Genomic DNA, 15524 nt, shown 5'->3' with positions numbered 1-15524 from the left:
TCTCAGTGTTCCTCTCGGCCGGACGGGTCGGTTGGGTCGGGCGTGCTGTACGGGTCGGACAGGCCGGACAGCAGGTGTCGCAACGCCTTGCGGTCGGTCTTTCCGGCGGCGTTGCGGGGAATTTCCGGGATCCGGTGCACCGCTACGGGCTTCTTGTAGCCCGCGATGGCCGATCTGCAGGCGCGGTTGATGCCCGCGAGGATCACGTCCCGGTCGGCTACGTCGTCAGCGGCGCCCCATCGGTCGCCGTCGAGTACCACCGCAGCGGTGACGCCCTCGCCCCACACCGGGTGGGGCATCCCCACCACCGCGACGTCACGGATCCCGGGGACCCCGGCGAGCACTCGCTCGACCTCGGCGGGGTGGACGTTGAACCCCCCGGTCACGATCATGTCGCTGGAACGGCCGTTGAGGTGGACATAGCCGTCCGGGTCCAGGTGCGCCAGATCGCCGGTCCTGAACCAGCCGTCGGAGAGCACCGCGGCGGTCAGCTCCGGCCTGTTCCAGTAACCGGTCATCACCGTGTCGCTCCGGACCACGATCTCTCCTTCGACGAGGCGCAGTTCGACTCCGGTGGAGACCCGGCCCGCGGAAGCCAGCCGCCCGGGGACCCCCGTGGCGTGGTCGGCCGGCGACAGCACCGTGAGCGGCGCCAGCGCTTCGGCCAGCCCGTAGAACTGGGTGAGAGCACCGGGAAAGAGCTTCTCGGCCAGCGCGAGCGAATCGGCGCTGATGGGCGAGCCGCCGTACGGAACGACCCGGACGCCGCGCAGCGGGCCGGTCACTCCGACGGCGGCAAGTGCCAGCCGTTCGAGCATGATCGGCGCGAGTGGCAGGACCGTCACTCCGTACCTCTCGACGGCCTCAAGGACCGCACGGGGTTCGAACCGGGGCATCGTCACCGTGGCCGCCCCGCTCACAGCGCAGTCGAGGCCGATCGATCCGCCGAAGTGACTCATCGGGGCGACCGCCAGGACGACGTCGCCAGGTCCGGTCAACGGCAGCTCACGAAGTGCCCGGCGGGTCTGCGCCACCCAGGTCCGGTGTGTCACGACGGCGCCCTTGGGCCGGCCCGTGGTCCCCGAGCTGTACATCAGCATCGCGATGTCGGAGGGGGCCGGCGCAGGCCAGGGTGCGCCGGTACGTGAGGCTGTGGGCCGCGGGGTTACGGGAGGCGACGGGGGCGAGGCCGCCAACGAGGCCGGAGTGAGCGTCGCGGGCGGGCGGCCGGGATGCGGCGTTCCGTCCGCGCAGCCGATCACGACCGCGGCGGACCCCACAGCGGTGAGAGCCGCACCGATCTCCTCCGCCGCCCCGGGGGAGCAACACACCGCACGGGCACCGCAGTCGAGCGCGATGTCGGCGATCTCCCGTGCGTGCAGGCGCGGGGAGAGCGCGACCCGGACGAGCCCGGACCCGAGCACGGCCCGGTCGAGGATCCGGAGCACCATGCTGTTCGGCAGGGCGAGCACGACCCGGTCGCCGAAGGCGGCACCGTGCTCGACCAGGTGGGCAACGGCAGCCCCGGCGAGTTCGGCGACCTCCGAGAACGTCAGCCAGCCGCACCGCCGGCCCGGCCCGGTCGGGGCCGACCGCAGGGCCGGGTGGTCGCCGTAGGCGGACTCGGCCAGCGCGAACTGCTCTGCAACCGTGCACGGTTGATTGCCCGTCACATCAGTCGTGTCCGTGTGGTCCGAAGGGGCAGCAGGGGCAGCAGGGGCAGCAGGATCCGTAAGGTCGAATTCAGGCCTGGACATGCACGCACCACAGCTTTCCGAGTTCGGCCACGATCTCGCGTCGCCCCACACCGTTCAGGACGCCACGGTGCAGCGCGTCAGCCGCTGCCCGCTGATAGGAGGGGTAACCAGGCGACCGGGGGCGCAGGAAGGAGCGGTCCATGGTGGCGAGGGTGTCGCGGTAGAAGTGCGTGACCTGGGCGTTGACGTCCTCGTCCGTCCAGACCGACCGGCGGCCCGCCTGCCCTCCGGCGTCGTGCGAGAGTCCGCCCTGCACCTTCGCCGACGTCACGAAACGTACGAAGGCGGCGGCCTCCCGGCCGGAGTCCGCATGTGCCGAGACGGCGAGACCCACCCCGCCCGTCAGAGTGCCGACAGGGTCATCACCCACGCGCGGTGCGTCACTGAACGCCACGAGCTCACCGCGCGCACCGGGCCGGGCGTAGGTGATGTAGCCGAACACCAACGGTGTGTACATGGCCGGATCGCCGGACCTGGCCAGGCGTTCGAGCACGGTGATCGGATCGCTCCGCAGCGACTCGGGGGCACACAGCGGCAGCAGACGGAGCGCCCTGTCGACGGCTTCGTCCAGCACCGCGGGTTCGATACCGCCGTCACCCCACCAGTCCGGGCGACCGTCACCACTCCGGCGCCAGCCGTCACGCGGGCCGACCGCGGTGTTGGCGACGGCCTCGCACAGCGACAGGACCGTGCCCCACAGATGGGTCGGATTCGCCGCCAGCAGCACGGACTCCCGTCCGCAGCGCCGTGCGAACGCGGCCACGGCGTCCCATCGGCCCGGTATCCCCGCCGGGTCGACCGCCCCTGCGCGATGGGCGCTGACCATGCAGGCGGCATCCACCGCACCGCCCCACGGACGACCCTTCCAGTGGTAGCTGGAGTTGCTCGGACCGGCGGAGTCATCGGCCCGTTCGGCCAGCTCGGCGGGGAGCAGGACCGTATCGAGAGGCATCAGGGCACCGGCGGCCACCGCGTCGCCGATGAAGGGGTGGTCGAGTGCCACCAGGTCGTATCTCGCGGCCAGCTCGACCACCGACGTGTCCTCGAACTCGCGGAGCGGGCGCGCGGTCCAGTCGATCGCGACCCCCGTCAGCCGTTCGAACTCATCGCTGCCGGCCCGGAGGGCGTCAATGCCGCGTGGGTGGTCCCAGGTCATGCCTCGAAGCCGGGTCGTGCTTCGCATCAAGAGCTCCTCGTCCGGCTCGTCAGGTGCCATCCGCCGGGTCGACTGCGCACTGCGGCCGATGGTTGGTAAAACGTGGTTGGTAAAACGCATTACCAATGTAGCTTTTTCCGCCGGCGCGAGCAAAGGGCAGACGCCGAACCCGTACGGGACACAGACCAGGGCCGACGGATTCCGGACATGAAGGGGGACCGGTCAGGGCCCGACAGGGGTGCCCCACGAGGAGGGTGCCGACCAGGAGCGCACGGCGCCGCGTACCGACCCGCAGGCGAACCCGCGAGGCGAACCCGCGGGGCTAAACCGGGAGATGAACTCCCGCTCAAGGGAAGGGTGTTGGGGTCAGCCCGCCGCGGGCGGAGCGCTGGATTCCCGGATCACCATGACGGGCGCGGGGTCCTCGATGCTCTCGTGCCGGGCCGGTTCGTTCTCCAGCTGCTTGAGGAGAAGTGTGACCGCTCTGGCGCCGAGCTCGAACAGCGGCAGCCGGACCACAGTGAGCCGAGGCTGGAGGAAATTCGCGACGAAGACGTCATGGAGGCCGACAAGTGAGATGCCGTCAGGTACGGAGACGCCCATGTCATGGGCGGCGCTGAGAGCGCCGACCGCGGAGAGAACGTTGGCGACGAACACAGCGGTCGGCCGGTTTCGCGCGGAGAGCAGCTCGGTCATACCGCGGTAACCGAGTTCGGCGGTGTGGCCGCCGGGGAAAACGCGGGAGCGCGGTGCGTCGAGCCCGGCGGCGGCGAGAGCGTCGGCCCAGCCCTTGCGCCTGCGGAGCGCACGGCTCTGGGGGCCGTCGACCTGCAGCAGGCCGATCCGCCGGTGGCCCAGGCCGATCAGATGCGAGACCGCCAGGTGCGCCGCCGCGTAGTCATCGACGGCCACGCTGCCGATGGCCCCCCGGGTACGGTCGTTGAGCAGTACGGTCGGCACCTGGCCGGACGCGATCTTCGACACCAGCGCGTCGGAAGCGGTACCGGCCCGCTGCAGGAGCAGCCCGTCGATCGCACCGCTGGAGACCACACGCTTGAACATCACGTCGTCCGTGGCGAGAGCGTCCACGTCCGACAGCATGAGGGCGTAACCGGCCTTCGTCGCCTCGGCCTGGGCGCCCGCGATGATCTCGCTGTAGACGGGGTTGCTCGCGTCATGCACCGCCAGGCCGATCACACCGACCTTGGCCTTGCGCAGCGCCCTGGCGGCGTAGTTCGGCGTGTATTCCAGTTCGGCGGCCGCTTCTCTGACCCGCCGCTTGGTCTCGTCCCGTACGCGGAGAGTCTCGTCACCGTTCAGCAGTCGGGACACGACGCCGACCGATACGCCGGCCCGCTTCGCTACGTCGACGAGAGTGGCCATTGCGTGTGTTCCTCCCCGGGGCTGACACACACACTAGCTTGATCCAAGCCCTGACCTTCCGGGACCGGCGTTAAGGGACCGGCCATCAGGGACCGGCCTTCAGCGCCCGCCATCGCCGACCGGCCGTCTCACACCCGGCCGTCTCACACCCGGGCGTCGGCCGGCATCGCGTCGGGGAGAAGCGCGCGATGGCGCATGTGCACGGAGATTCCGACGAGCCCGGCGACCGCCAGCGCCTCCAGGCCGATCAGATAGAACGCCGGCGAGAGCAGATTGCCGCTCGACGAGACGAGGGCGGTGACGATGTACGGCGCGAACCCACCGAACGCGGCGTTGGCGACGGAGTAGACGATCGAGAGATACGAGTTGCGTACGTTGTCGGGGGCGAGCTCGGACAGCATCGCGGGCGTCGGCCCCGCAGTGAGCCCGAGGAAGCCGGCGAAGAGAATGACCGCGACGCCGATACTGAAGGCTCCCCCGTGGATGAGGAGTTGGTAGCAGGGGACGGCGACCACGGCCAGACCGATCGCGCCGCCCATCATCACCTTCCACCGCGCCACCCGGTCGGAGAGCCACCCGCCGAGGACGATGAATCCGGCGTACGCGGTCAGCCCGCAGAGTGAGGCGGTGAGTCCCTCGGACAGTTTCCTGTCGAGAACGCCTTCGAAGAAGGCCGGGAGGAACTGAAGCGTGACGTATCCCCCGGCCGTCCATGACACGATCGCCCCCGTCCCCGCGATGATCATGCGCCAGTGGCCACGGAAGACCTCCTTCACCGGGCTGTCAGCGACCTGCCCCTGCTCCTGCATGGCCGTGAAGGAGGGCGTCTCGTCGATGTTCCTGCGGATGTACCAGCCGCCGACACCGAGAGGAAGACCGAGGAGGAACGGTATGCGCCACCCCTGCGAGTGGAGGAACGCATCGCTCATCCACGCCGTGAGGGCGGTACCGAGGCCCGCCGACACAGCGAGCGCGACGGCGATGCTCGCGGCCTGGGCGGATCCGAAGACGCCGCGCTTGCGGGAGGGCGCGTGCTCGAAGAGCAGCGACGCGGCTCCGCCGAACTCACCGCCGGCCGAGAGTCCCTGGACGAGACGCAGCACGGTGAGGGCGACCGGCGCGAGGACTCCGGCCGAGGCGTAGGACGGCAGCAGTCCGATCAGTGTCGTCGCACCGGCCATGGTGAGGATGACGAAGGACAACACCCATCGCCGCCCCCTCCTGTCGCCGAGGTGCCCGAAGATGACCGCGCCGACCGGGCGCAGCACGAACGCCGCACCGAAGATGGCCAGCGTCGCGAGCAAGCCGTTCAGCCCGTCCGAGTCGGGGAAGAACACCTTGGCGAGAACGGGAGAGAAGTACCCGTAGATGGCGAAGTCGTACCATTCCACGAAGTTTCCGGCAGCAGCGGCTACGACGATCTTGGCCTTGCCGGGCCCCTTTGTCTCCACTGGGTCTCCTGTCTCCACTGGGTCTCCTTCGACAGTCACAGTCACAGCCGGACAGGCGGCCGGCTCGCACAGGTGCACACCTGCTGCCACTCGACACCGAGCCGGTGAGCGATCTGGTATGACGTTTTAACGGCATGGCCATTTCACGCATGGTGTTCAACGGCGCGCCGTCTCAACGGCCTGGTATGACGTTTTACCAGTCAAGTTAAGGGCCAGGCGATACGGCGTCAAGCAGTGGTGTCGCCCCGGTCAGCAGGCCAGGATCATCAGACCAGGGTCAACAGGCCCTGCCCCGAGGGCTGTTGGCGCAGCCCGTCACACGATCAGGTCACCCCGTACGCCGAACACCGTCCGCAGCTCCTCCCGGCCCGTGTCCGTGAGACGGATGACGCGGCGGTACTTTCCGTGGCGGAGCCACTCCAGGGCGAACATCCGGTCAGTGATCGCGGCGCCGAGCGCTCCGGCGAGGTGGTGGCGCTGTTCGGACCAGTCGACGCAGTAGCGGACCGTGACACGCCGGCGTGGCAGGGCATCCACGTCGACGCCGAAGGTGCCGAGTTCCTGTCTGCCCCGGGGCGTGAGCAGATAGGTGGTGACGTCCGTGGAGCCGTCGTCGCTCCGTGTCTCCTCGGAGGCGAGTGATCGCCCCGATGGCCGCCGCGGGATTCGGCACCGCGTTCACCATGCCGGCCTCCACCGCGGCGGTGATGGAGGCCGTCCCCGCCGGCCGCGGCGGGGCCGCGGCCGCCGCCTTCAACGCCGCGCGCCAGATCGGCAGCGCCATCGGCGTCGCGGTCTTCGGCACGCTGGTCGCGGGAGACTTCCTGGGCGGGCTGCACACCGCGGTGTCGGTCGGCGCCGCAGGATTCCTCACGGCTGCGGTTCTCGCCGCGCTGCTCGTACGGGGTTCCTCCGACGAACGGGACTCCCCCGACGACCAGGACGACAGCCGGGACGGCGGCCGGGACGACAGCCGGGACGGCGCGCCACCTGACGTGCGCGCTCGATAATGCAGGGCATGGAGATTCACGGAGACCGGGTCGTACTGCGGCCCGTGGCGGACGGCGAGGGCGCGGAGCTGGACCGGATCGTGCGGGAGCCGGAAGTCGCCAAGTGGTGGGCGCCCCCGGCCGGTTACGAGGGGATGCTCGCCGTACTCCTCGACGGCGAGGTCATCGGCGCCGTCCAGTTCGCGGAGGAGACCCACCCGGAGTTCCGCCGTGCGGGCATCGACATCTTCCTGACGGCACGCAGGCACGGGGAGGGGCTCGGGACCGATGCCGTACGCGCGCTGGCCCGGTGGCTGGTGCGGGAGCGCGGCCACCACCGGCTGACCATCGACCCAGCAGCGGCCAACACGGCGGCGATCCGCAGTTACGGCAAGGTCGGGTTCAAGCCGGTGGGGATCATGCGGCAGTACGGGCTCGACCGGGCGGGAGTCCGGCAGGACGGGCTGCTGATGGATCTGCTGGCCGACGAGCTGACCTGACGGGGACGGGCCGGTCGGCCCCCTGACCTCGTGACCTCCGTAACCTCCGTGGCCTCCGTAACCTCCGTGGCCAACAGTGACGGCCGTGACCACTCGGACGGACCGGATGGCCGGAAAAGTGCTGTCGAGGCTGCCCCGGAACACCACGTTCCAGCGCCTGACCGGCCACCCCTCCGGCTGATCGACCGCACCCCCAGCCGCCTCACACCCGGGAATATCCGTACAGTGAGGAACAATTCACACGAGCGGTCGACAACTCCGTCACATCGCACATCTCCCACTGATTGATAGGCAAGTTCCCAGTGGGTGAGACAACGGTCTCGTCGTGGCTGGATTTGTTCCCTAAGGTCTGCCGAGTGATTACCGGAAAGACCGCTCCGGGTCCCGCCCACAGAACCGGTGCCATCCTGGCCGTGCTCGCCGAGCAGACTTCTGTGACCGCTCAGGACCTCTCCCGCCGCACCGGCATTCCGGTCAGCGCCGTCTATCGCCACCTGGGCGATCTGACTCAGCTGGGTCTGGTCAGTCAGACGCGGACGCGTGGCCGGTACTGCGCGGGGTCGCTCGCGGTCCAGATGGCGGTGAACTACCGGCGCGAGATGCTCAGCGGCGGGGGCGTGAAGCGCCGTCTGGACCGGCTGGCGTCCGACACCGAGGAGCTGGCGGCCTTCCTGATCCCCAGCGGCCAGCACGTTCTGTGCGTCGAGGCCGCCGAGGGGTCGCGGGTGATCAAGTGCAGCTTCTCGCCGGGGCTGAGCCAGCCGCTGACCTTCGGGGCAAGCGCCCAGGCGATCCTCGCCCATCTTCCGGCCGCCCGCGTGGCCGTGGTCTGTGCTGCGCACCGGATCGGCCCCCGTGAGGCCGAGGCGCTGACCGCCGACCTCCCCCGTATCCGCGACCGGGGGTACGCCATGAGCACCGGAGCTGTCGACGAGGGCGTGTGGGGGGTCAGCGTCCCCGTCCTCAACCGGCAGGGGCAACTCACCGGAACCGTCAGCACCATGGCCCCGGAGTTCCGGGGCCGCCGCAATCACCAGGCGCTGCTCACCCTCACCCATGCCGCGGCACAGGACATCGGCCGTCTCGACGAGCCGCTGCCATGACGGCCCGGGACAGCCCACGGGCCGCCGGTGACGAGGAGCCGCCGGTGACGAGGGGGTGCGCCGGGCGCCCGGTGTTACGCACCGCGGCCCCGTCACCTGAACTCGTGCATCACGCAAGGTCCGAATGGAGTGGAACATGGTAAGAGCACCCGTGGGACGAAGGGCCGCAGCCGTTCTGGCCGGCCTCCTCTCGTCCTTCCTTCTGCTGGCGGGAGCCTCGCCCGCCGCCGCAGCGCCGCAGGCGGACAAGGGGGCTCAGAAGCTCCAGCAGCTGCGCTCGGGCAAGGCCACGCTGCGCGTGGGCACCGACGCGACGTTCCCGCCCTTCGAGTTCACCGACGCCAAGGGCGTCCGGGTCGGCTTCGACATCGAGCTGGTCAGGGCACTCGCCAAGCGCGCGGGCATCAAGAAGGTCACCTTCACGCAGATGCCGTTCGGGAACATCGTCCCGGCGTTGCAGGCCCATCAGATCGACATGGGCGCCTCGGGGATCTACATCAACAAGGAGCGGTCCAAGGTCATCGACTTCTCGGACGTGTACTACCCCGGCGGGCTCGCGATGTTCACCGCCGACAAGGACAACACGATCCACTCCCTGGACGATCTGGCGGGCAAGCGGGTCGCGGTGCAGGTCGGCACCAAGTCCGTCGAGTGGGTCAAGGAGAACCAGCCCCGGGCCAAGGTGGTCACGGTGCAGACCAACCAGCAGATGTTCTCGTCCGTGAAGCTGGGCCAGGCCGCGGCAGTCGTCACCGGAGCCCCGGCAGGCCAGTACTTCATCGCCCAGCAGGGCGGCCTCAAGCAGGTCGGCAAACGTCTGACGGGCGAGGACTACGGCTATGCCTTCCCGAAGACGGACGCGGCCGTGACCACCGCGTTCAACGGCGCGCTGAAGTCCATGAAGAGCGACGGCTCCTACGGCAAGCTGACCCACAAGTGGTTCGGCTCCGGCAGCGCGGCCAAGGCGAAGAAGCACGCGCTCATCAATCCGCAGACGATCATCGACTCCTGGGGCCAGATCTGGCACGGCCTGGTGGTGAGCATCGAAGTGATCCTCATGTCGCTGTGCCTGAGTCTCCTGTTCGGCATGACGGGCGGGTTCGCCAAGCTGAGCCGCATCGCGCCGGTGCGCTGGCTGGGCAACGCCTATGTCTCCGTGATCCGCGGCACGCCGTTCGTCGTCCAGCTGTTCCTGATCTACTTCGGTCTCCCCCAGCTCGGGCTGCAACTGCCGCCCATGGTCGCGGGTGTGCTCTCGCTCGGCCTGTACAGCGGCTCGTACGTCACCGAGATCTTCCGCGGGGCCGTGCAATCGGTGGACCGGGGCCAGATCGAGGCCGCCAGGTCCTGCGGTATGTCCCACGCGTCGGCCATGCGCCATGTCGTCGTCCCGCAGGCGTTCCTGCGGATGCTTCCGCCGCTGGGGAACGAGTTCGTGTCGCTGACGAAGAACTCCACGCTGGTCTCGTTCGTCACGATCAGCGAGCTGTTCCTGGTGGGCCAGGTGGTCATATCCAGGACGTTCGACGCCCTGACCGTCTATCTCTTCATCGGCCTTCTCTACTACATCCTCACCAACATCATCGGCTTCGCGACCCATGCAATAGAGAAGAAGATGGCGGTGTACGTCTGATGGCACTCCTCGAAACCCAGGGCATCACCAAGGCGTTCGGCGATCACGAGGTGCTGCGCGGCATCGACTTCACCATCGAGCCGGGGCAGGTCGTGGCCGTCATCGGCCCGAGTGGCGGCGGCAAGTCGACGTTCCTGCGCTGCCTCAACCTGCTGGAGACACCGACCTCGGGGCGCGTCGTGTTCTCGGGTGACGAGCTCAGCGCCACCGAGTCGAACCTGGACCAGCTGCGGGCCCGTATGGGCATGGTCTTCCAGCAGTTCAACCTGTTCCCGCACATGACGGCGCTGCGCAATGTGGTCCTGCCGCAGATGAACGTGCTGGGCCGGACCCGCCAGGACGCGGAGGCCAGGGGGCGCGCCCTGCTGGACCGGGTGGGGATGCTCGGGCGGGCCGACATCTACCCGAACCGGCTGTCCGGCGGGCAGAAGCAGCGGGTCGCCATCGCACGGGCCGTGGCCATGGACCCCGAGCTGATGCTGTTCGACGAGCCGACGTCCGCACTGGACCCGGAGGTGGTCCAGGACGTCCTGGAAGTCATGACCGGCCTGGCCAAGGAGGGCATGACCATGGTCGTGGTGACGCACGAGATGGGCTTCGCCCGCAAGGTGGCCGACCGGGTCGTCTTCATCGACGGCGGCCGGATCGCCGCTGATCTGCCGCCCGAGGAGTTCTTCGCCGAGGGGAACGACAACGAACGGGTCCGGACCTTCCTGGCGAAGGTGCTGTAAGTCTCCACCCGAACCTCCGTCCCGGACCTCCGTCCCGGTCTCCACCCGGGCCCCTCCCCCCTGGGGTCCTGCCCCGGGTGGAGGCCCGGCTGCACCCGGGTTCCACCCCCGTTCCACCCCCCTTCCACCCGTGGGTTGAAGGAATCCGGGGCGCCGGAGCGAATAGTCGAAGCCATGACGCTCACCGACTGGATCATCGACATCGCGCTTCTCCTCATCGTCCTCCGCCAGCTGCGGGAGGAACGGCTCACCCCCCGCACCATCCTCCTGCCGCTGGGCATCATCGCCTGGACGGGCTTCAACTACCTGGACGCCTTCCCCACCGCGGGGAACGACCTGCCACTGATCGCGGTGTTCGCGGGTGTGGGAATCGTCTTCGGCCTCGTCTCCGGCCTGCTGACCCGCGTCCGCTACGCGGAAGGGCACGTGCGCATCAAGGCCACCGTGAGCGCCGCGGCGCTCTGGGTGATCTGCATGGGCTTCCGGCTGGGCTTCGCCATCTGGTCCAGCCACCCCTCCGGCAAGGCCCATCTCGCGCACTTCTCCGTCGCCCATGACATCACCAGCGGCCAGGCGTGGGTGGTGGCTCTCGTCCTGATGGCATTCGGTGAGGTCGTCGTCCGGCTGGGTACGATCGTCGTCCGCGGGGGGCTCCTCACCGCGCGCGCCAAGCGCACCCCGTCGGTGTCCGCCGCCCCGGCGCCGCGCCCCGGCACCTACGTCTGACCGGGGCGGAGCAGCCGGCGGAGAACGGAGTGCGGAGATGAACGGGCGCTGGTGGAGCACGCCGGTCTGGGAAGCACCGGGCTGGAAAGCGCTGGACCGGGGCACTTTCAGGGGCGCGACGGCCATGGTGGCCTGTATGACGGTCACCGTGCTCCAGGCCCACGGGACGCCCCTCAGGATCGTCATCGGTGCGCTCGGAGTCCTCGCGGCGCTGGGGATGCTGCTCGGCCGGCGGACCCTGCCGTCCGTCCTGGGCGCCCTGGGCGCGACGATCGCCATGGGTTCCGGCCTCGCGATCTCGCTCCTGGTGCCGGCCGGACTCGGCTCCTTCCCGGTGCTCGCGGGCGTCTCCGTCCTCCCGCTGCGCCTGCCCGCGGGGCCCGTGCGGACGACCGCCGTCGCGGTGATGTCGGCCGCGTTCGGGATCGCGATCATGGTGGTCACCGGCAGTCTGGCCGGACTGCTGGCCGCGGTGGGCGCCTGGCTCCTCGCCGACCGCTCCGTGGAGCACACCGCGCTCCAGGCGGAGCGGGACCGGGCCGTGGCGCTGCTGGCCGAGGTCGAGGCGTCCCGGCAGGCCCTGCAGGAGGCGGCGGCCGTCGAGGAACGCAGCCGTATCGCCAGGGAGATGCACGACGTCCTGGCGCACAGCCTGGCCGGTCTGTCCGTGCAGTTGCAGGCGGTACGGGCGATCGCCGGCCGGGAGGGCGCGCCCGCGTCGCTGACCGGCCCCATCGACCGGGCGGCGGACCTCGCGCGGGACGGCGTCCAGGAGGCGCGCGCCGCGGTCGGTGCGCTGCGGCACGCGCCGCTGCGGGGCGTGGACGACCTCAAGGGTCTGGTCGGCGGTTTCCCCGGCGATGCGCGCCTGCGGGTCACCGGCAGGCCCTGCCCGCTCGGCCCCGAGGCGGGCCACGCGGTGTACCGGGCGGTGCAGGAGGCCCTGACGAACGCGGCGCGGTATGCGACCGGGAGCGTCATCGAGGTGGATGTGGCGTGGTCGGAGCGGGAGTTGTGGGTGGACGTCCGCGACCACGGGCTGCCGGCCGGCCGCGGACCCTCGGGTGTGCAGGGGAGCGGCACCGGTCTGCGGAGCATGGCCGAGCGGATCGAGGCCGTCGGCGGGACGCTGTCCGCGGGGCCGGTGCCCGGCGGGGCGGGCTGGCGGATCGAGATGCGCGTACCGGTCGCGGGGGCCGGGGGTGGCGCGGGCCCGGCTGGGAAGATGGGGTCGTGAACACATCAGCCGGCGTCCGGGCGCCGCACACGGGCGGGGAGGCGGACGCGTGACGATTCGGGTACTGGTGGCGGACGATCAGGCAGTGGTACGGGACGGGGTCGTGCTGCTGCTGTCATCGGCCGACGACATGGAGGTGGTCGGCGAGGCGGGCGACGGGCACGAGGCCGTTCGGCTGGCCACGGAGTCGCGGCCCGATGTAGCCCTCGTCGACCTGCGGATGCCGGGGCTGACCGGCGCCGAGGTGACGGCCCGGGTCGTCACCGCGGACATCGGGGTCCGGGTGCTCATCCTGACCACGTACGCGGACGACGACGCGGTGATGCCGGCCCTGCGGGCCGGCGCGTCCGGCTATCTGACCAAGGACGCCACCGGTGAGGCGGTGCTCGCCGCGGTCCGCGATGTGGCGGCGGGGCACACCGTTCTGGACCCCGCGGTCCAGCGCCGCCTGGTCGAACTGGTCGTCAGCGAACCGGACTCCACCGCTCCGGCGCCCGGACCCGCCCCCGTCGTCACGGCCTCACCCGGGGTTCCGGCCGAGGCCGAGGGCCTCACCCGGCGGGAGATCGACGTCGTGCGGCTGGTGGCGCAGGGGCTCAACAACCGGCAGGTGGCCAAGGAGATGGTCGTCAGCCAGGCGACGGTCAAGACGCACCTCAACCATGTGCTGGCCAAGCTGGCCCTGGACGACCGCGGTGCGCTGATCGCCTGGGCCTGGCGGTACGGACTGGCCGACAGGACCCCGTAAGCCAGAAGGAACCCGTAAGCCGGAGCCCGTAGCGACACAACGCTGGGAACCCGCAGCGGTTCCCCCGTACCCGGCGACGGTCCCCCACCCCCTGGACAAGAGGTCAGGTTAGGCTAACCTGACCAGGAATTGCCCAGTGGCCGTCCCGGCACGTACGGAAAGCAGAGTCCAGCCATGCCCAACGCCCGCGCCTCTCACATCTCCCGTCGCGGCATCCTCGCCGCGGGCGGCGTCATCGGTATCGGTGCCGCCCTCACTGCCTGCGGCGGCAGCGACTCCAAGAGCTCGGGCTCTGCGAAATCGGACTCCGGCCCCTGGTCCTTCAAGGACGACCGTGGCATCACCGCCAAGGCCGACGCAACCCCCACGAAGATCGTCGCCTTCACCGGGACCGCCGCGGCGCTGCACGACTACGGCGTCGAGGTCACCGGGGTCTTCGGGCCGACCAGGACCAAGGACGGCAAAGCCGATGTGCAGGCCGGCGATCTCGACATCAGCAAGGTCGAGATACTCGGCAACGTCTGGGGCGAGTTCAACGTCGAGAAGTACGCGGCGCTCAGCCCCCAGCTGCTGATCACCGGCATGTACGACAAGGGCGCCCTCTGGTACGTCCCCGACGAGTCGAAGTCCAAGATCCTCAAGCTGGCCCCGAGCGTCGCCCTGATGGTCGCCCGCACCTCGATGCCCGCCGCGCTCCAGCGCCACGCCGAACTGGCCGAGTCCCTGGGCGCCGACCTGAAGGCCAAGAAGGTCACCGACGCCAAGGCCCGCTTCGAGAAGGCCGCGGCCCGGCTGCGCTCCGCCGCGAAGGCCAACCCGAAGATCAAGGTGCTCATCGGCTCGGCCAGCGCCGATCTGCTCTACATCTCGACCCCCGAACCCTCCGCCGACCTGCGGTACTTCAAGGAGCTCGGCGTCAACATCGTCGTACCGGACAAGGTCGACAAGGACGGCTGGTTCGAGAGCCTGAGCTGGGAGAACGCCGACAAGTACCCGGCCGACATCATCATGATGGACAACCGGAGCTCCGCCATCCAGCCGTCCGCGCTGAAGTCCAAGCCGACCTGGGGCGAGCTGCCCGCGGTCAAGGCCGGACAGGTCATCCCGCGCTCCACGACGGACCCGATCTTCTCCTACGACAAGTGCGCCCCGGCCCTGGAGGCGCTGGCCAAGGCGATAGAGACCGCGAAGAAGATCAGCTGACCCATGACGACGGCCGCCATCGCCCCCTTCCGTTTCTTCGGCCTTCATGTCGTACGGACCCGGCGGCTCGGCCCGTCGATGGTCCGCATCACGTTCGGCGGCGAGGACCTCAGGGACTTCGCCGCCGGGGGCCGTGACCAGAGCCTCTCCCTCTTCCTGCCCCACCCGGGGCAGCAGGAGCCCCAACTGCCCGCCGGCGAGAACTGGTTCGCCGAGTGGCGGGCGCTGCCCGATGACGTACGGGCCGTGCTGCGCTCGTACACCGTGCGCGAGCAGCGCCGCGACCCCGACGAGGTCGACATCGACTTCGCGCTGCACGGCGCGGCGCCCTCGGCCGCGGACACGGCGAGCGGCCCCGCCTCCCGGTGGGCCCGGCAGGCCACGCCAGGACAGCGGGTCCGCGTCCTGGGGCCCGCCGTCGAGCACAACACGGCCGTCCGCTTCCAGCCGCCCACCGGCACCGACTCGGTGCTGATCTGGGCGGACGAGACCGCGCTGCCCGCCGCCTCGGCCATCCTGGAGTGGCTGCCGGCCGGCACCAGGGCCCAGGTCTGGCTTGAGGTCCAGCACGCCGCCGACCGGCAGCCGCTGCGGACCGAGGCGAACGCGCGGGTCACCTGGCTCGTGCGGGACGAGGGCGCCCCGGCCGCCATCGACGCCGTACGCGCGGCCGAGCTGCCCGGCGCGCACCCGTACGCCTGGATCGCGGGCGAGTCCGGTTGCGTCAAGGAGCTGCGCCGCCATCTCGTACGGGAGCGCCAAGTCGACCGCAGACAGGTCACGTTCGTCGGCTACTGGCGCCGTGGGCTCAGCGAGGAACAGCTGAGGGAGACCGCGGCGCGCGCCGCCTGACCCGGTACATCCCCCAGGGGGGTGAGGCCTCATTGCGACGCCCGGATTAGTTAGG

Annotated in this window: 15 protein-coding genes; 10 read left to right on the top strand and 5 right to left on the bottom strand. The window is 70.1% G+C overall.

Features of this window, described 5'->3' with window-relative positions; genetic code table 11:
- Positions 1 to 2 precede the first annotated feature (2 nt).
- The 5 genes from OG385_RS21800 to OG385_RS21780 form a co-directional block, all read right to left on the bottom strand.
- Positions 3 to 1673, bottom strand: coding sequence for a class I adenylate-forming enzyme family protein (locus OG385_RS21800; protein ID WP_266856832.1), 1671 nt, complete (start codon positions 1671 to 1673; stop codon positions 3 to 5).
- Positions 1674 to 1743: 70 nt separating this feature from the next.
- A complete protein-coding gene (locus OG385_RS21795; protein ID WP_266856830.1) occupies positions 1744 to 2940 on the bottom strand; it encodes a hypothetical protein in 1197 nt (398 codons plus the stop codon).
- A gap of 339 nt (positions 2941 to 3279) precedes the next feature.
- Positions 3280 to 4296 (bottom strand): LacI family DNA-binding transcriptional regulator, encoded by a 1017-nt coding sequence (locus OG385_RS21790; protein ID WP_266856828.1) that lies wholly within the window; start codon positions 4294 to 4296, stop codon positions 3280 to 3282.
- Between the two features lie 143 nt (positions 4297 to 4439).
- Complete coding sequence (locus OG385_RS21785; RefSeq protein WP_266856826.1) at positions 4440 to 5747, bottom strand: MFS transporter; 1308 nt, start codon at positions 5745 to 5747, stop codon at positions 4440 to 4442.
- A gap of 315 nt (positions 5748 to 6062) precedes the next feature.
- The gene (locus tag OG385_RS21780) at positions 6063 to 6284 is read right to left on the bottom strand and encodes a hypothetical protein (protein ID WP_266856824.1); all 222 of its coding nucleotides are present in this window, start codon (positions 6282 to 6284) and stop codon (positions 6063 to 6065) included.
- Positions 6285 to 6397: 113 nt separating this feature from the next.
- Here OG385_RS21780 and OG385_RS21775 point away from each other — a divergent pair, with 113 nt between their 5' ends.
- The 10 genes from OG385_RS21775 (at position 6398) to OG385_RS21730 (ending at position 15469) form a co-directional block, all read left to right on the top strand.
- Positions 6398 to 6757 carry an MFS transporter gene (locus tag OG385_RS21775; RefSeq protein WP_266856822.1) on the top strand — a complete coding sequence of 120 codons (360 nt, stop codon included), beginning with the start codon at positions 6398 to 6400 and terminating at the stop codon, positions 6755 to 6757.
- An 8-nt stretch (positions 6758 to 6765) separates the two neighbouring features.
- Complete coding sequence (gene aac(6') / locus OG385_RS21770) at positions 6766 to 7236, top strand: aminoglycoside 6'-N-acetyltransferase (protein WP_266856820.1); 471 nt, start codon at positions 6766 to 6768, stop codon at positions 7234 to 7236.
- Between the two features lie 356 nt (positions 7237 to 7592).
- The gene (locus OG385_RS21765; protein ID WP_266856818.1) at positions 7593 to 8339 is read left to right on the top strand and encodes an IclR family transcriptional regulator; all 747 of its coding nucleotides are present in this window, start codon (positions 7593 to 7595) and stop codon (positions 8337 to 8339) included.
- 136 nt (positions 8340 to 8475) lie between these two features.
- Complete coding sequence (locus tag OG385_RS21760) at positions 8476 to 9972, top strand: ABC transporter substrate-binding protein/permease (RefSeq protein WP_266856816.1); 1497 nt, start codon at positions 8476 to 8478, stop codon at positions 9970 to 9972.
- Positions 9972 to 10703: an amino acid ABC transporter ATP-binding protein gene (locus tag OG385_RS21755; RefSeq protein ID WP_266856815.1), complete on the top strand. Its 732-nt coding sequence runs from the start codon at positions 9972 to 9974 to the stop codon at positions 10701 to 10703. The genes OG385_RS21760 and OG385_RS21755 overlap by 1 nt, the downstream gene beginning before the upstream one ends.
- 174 nt (positions 10704 to 10877) lie before the next feature.
- Positions 10878 to 11429 carry a hypothetical protein gene (locus OG385_RS21750; RefSeq protein ID WP_266856813.1) on the top strand — a complete coding sequence of 184 codons (552 nt, stop codon included), beginning with the start codon at positions 10878 to 10880 and terminating at the stop codon, positions 11427 to 11429.
- Between the two features lie 37 nt (positions 11430 to 11466).
- Positions 11467 to 12666: a histidine kinase gene (locus OG385_RS21745; protein ID WP_266856811.1), complete on the top strand. Its 1200-nt coding sequence runs from the start codon at positions 11467 to 11469 to the stop codon at positions 12664 to 12666.
- A 49-nt stretch (positions 12667 to 12715) separates the two neighbouring features.
- Positions 12716 to 13414, top strand: coding sequence for a response regulator transcription factor (locus OG385_RS21740; protein ID WP_266856809.1), 699 nt, complete (start codon positions 12716 to 12718; stop codon positions 13412 to 13414).
- 174 nt (positions 13415 to 13588) lie between these two features.
- Positions 13589 to 14617 (top strand): ABC transporter substrate-binding protein, encoded by a 1029-nt coding sequence (locus OG385_RS21735; protein ID WP_266856807.1) that lies wholly within the window; start codon positions 13589 to 13591, stop codon positions 14615 to 14617.
- A gap of 3 nt (positions 14618 to 14620) precedes the next feature.
- Complete coding sequence (locus tag OG385_RS21730; RefSeq protein ID WP_266856805.1) at positions 14621 to 15469, top strand: siderophore-interacting protein; 849 nt, start codon at positions 14621 to 14623, stop codon at positions 15467 to 15469.
- Positions 15470 to 15524: the final 55 nt, after the last annotated feature.

Origin of the sequence: Streptomyces sp. NBC_01306 (assembly GCF_026340465.1) — a bacterium.
GTDB lineage: Bacteria > Actinomycetota > Actinomycetes > Streptomycetales > Streptomycetaceae > Streptomyces.
Note: the sequence above shows the minus strand (reverse complement) of the source record. Positions and strands in the feature narration are given on the sequence as shown.

Bases quoted from the DNA above. Each gene is read 5' to 3' on its own strand.
- OG385_RS21795 (WP_266856830.1), bottom strand. From the start codon at position 2,940: ATGCGAAGCACGACCCGGCTTCGAGGCATGACCTGGGACCACCCACGC.
- OG385_RS21790 (WP_266856828.1), bottom strand. From the start codon at position 4,296: ATGGCCACTCTCGTCGACGTAGCGAAGCGGGCCGGCGTATCGGTCGGC.
- OG385_RS21775 (WP_266856822.1), top strand. From the start codon at position 6,398: ATGGCCGCCGCGGGATTCGGCACCGCGTTCACCATGCCGGCCTCCACC.
- OG385_RS21760 (WP_266856816.1), top strand. From the start codon at position 8,476: ATGGTAAGAGCACCCGTGGGACGAAGGGCCGCAGCCGTTCTGGCCGGC.
- OG385_RS21755 (WP_266856815.1), top strand. From the start codon at position 9,972: ATGGCACTCCTCGAAACCCAGGGCATCACCAAGGCGTTCGGCGATCAC.
- OG385_RS21750 (WP_266856813.1), top strand. From the start codon at position 10,878: ATGACGCTCACCGACTGGATCATCGACATCGCGCTTCTCCTCATCGTC.
- OG385_RS21745 (WP_266856811.1), top strand. From the start codon at position 11,467: ATGAACGGGCGCTGGTGGAGCACGCCGGTCTGGGAAGCACCGGGCTGG.
- OG385_RS21735 (WP_266856807.1), top strand. From the start codon at position 13,589: ATGCCCAACGCCCGCGCCTCTCACATCTCCCGTCGCGGCATCCTCGCC.
- OG385_RS21730 (WP_266856805.1), top strand. From the start codon at position 14,621: ATGACGACGGCCGCCATCGCCCCCTTCCGTTTCTTCGGCCTTCATGTC.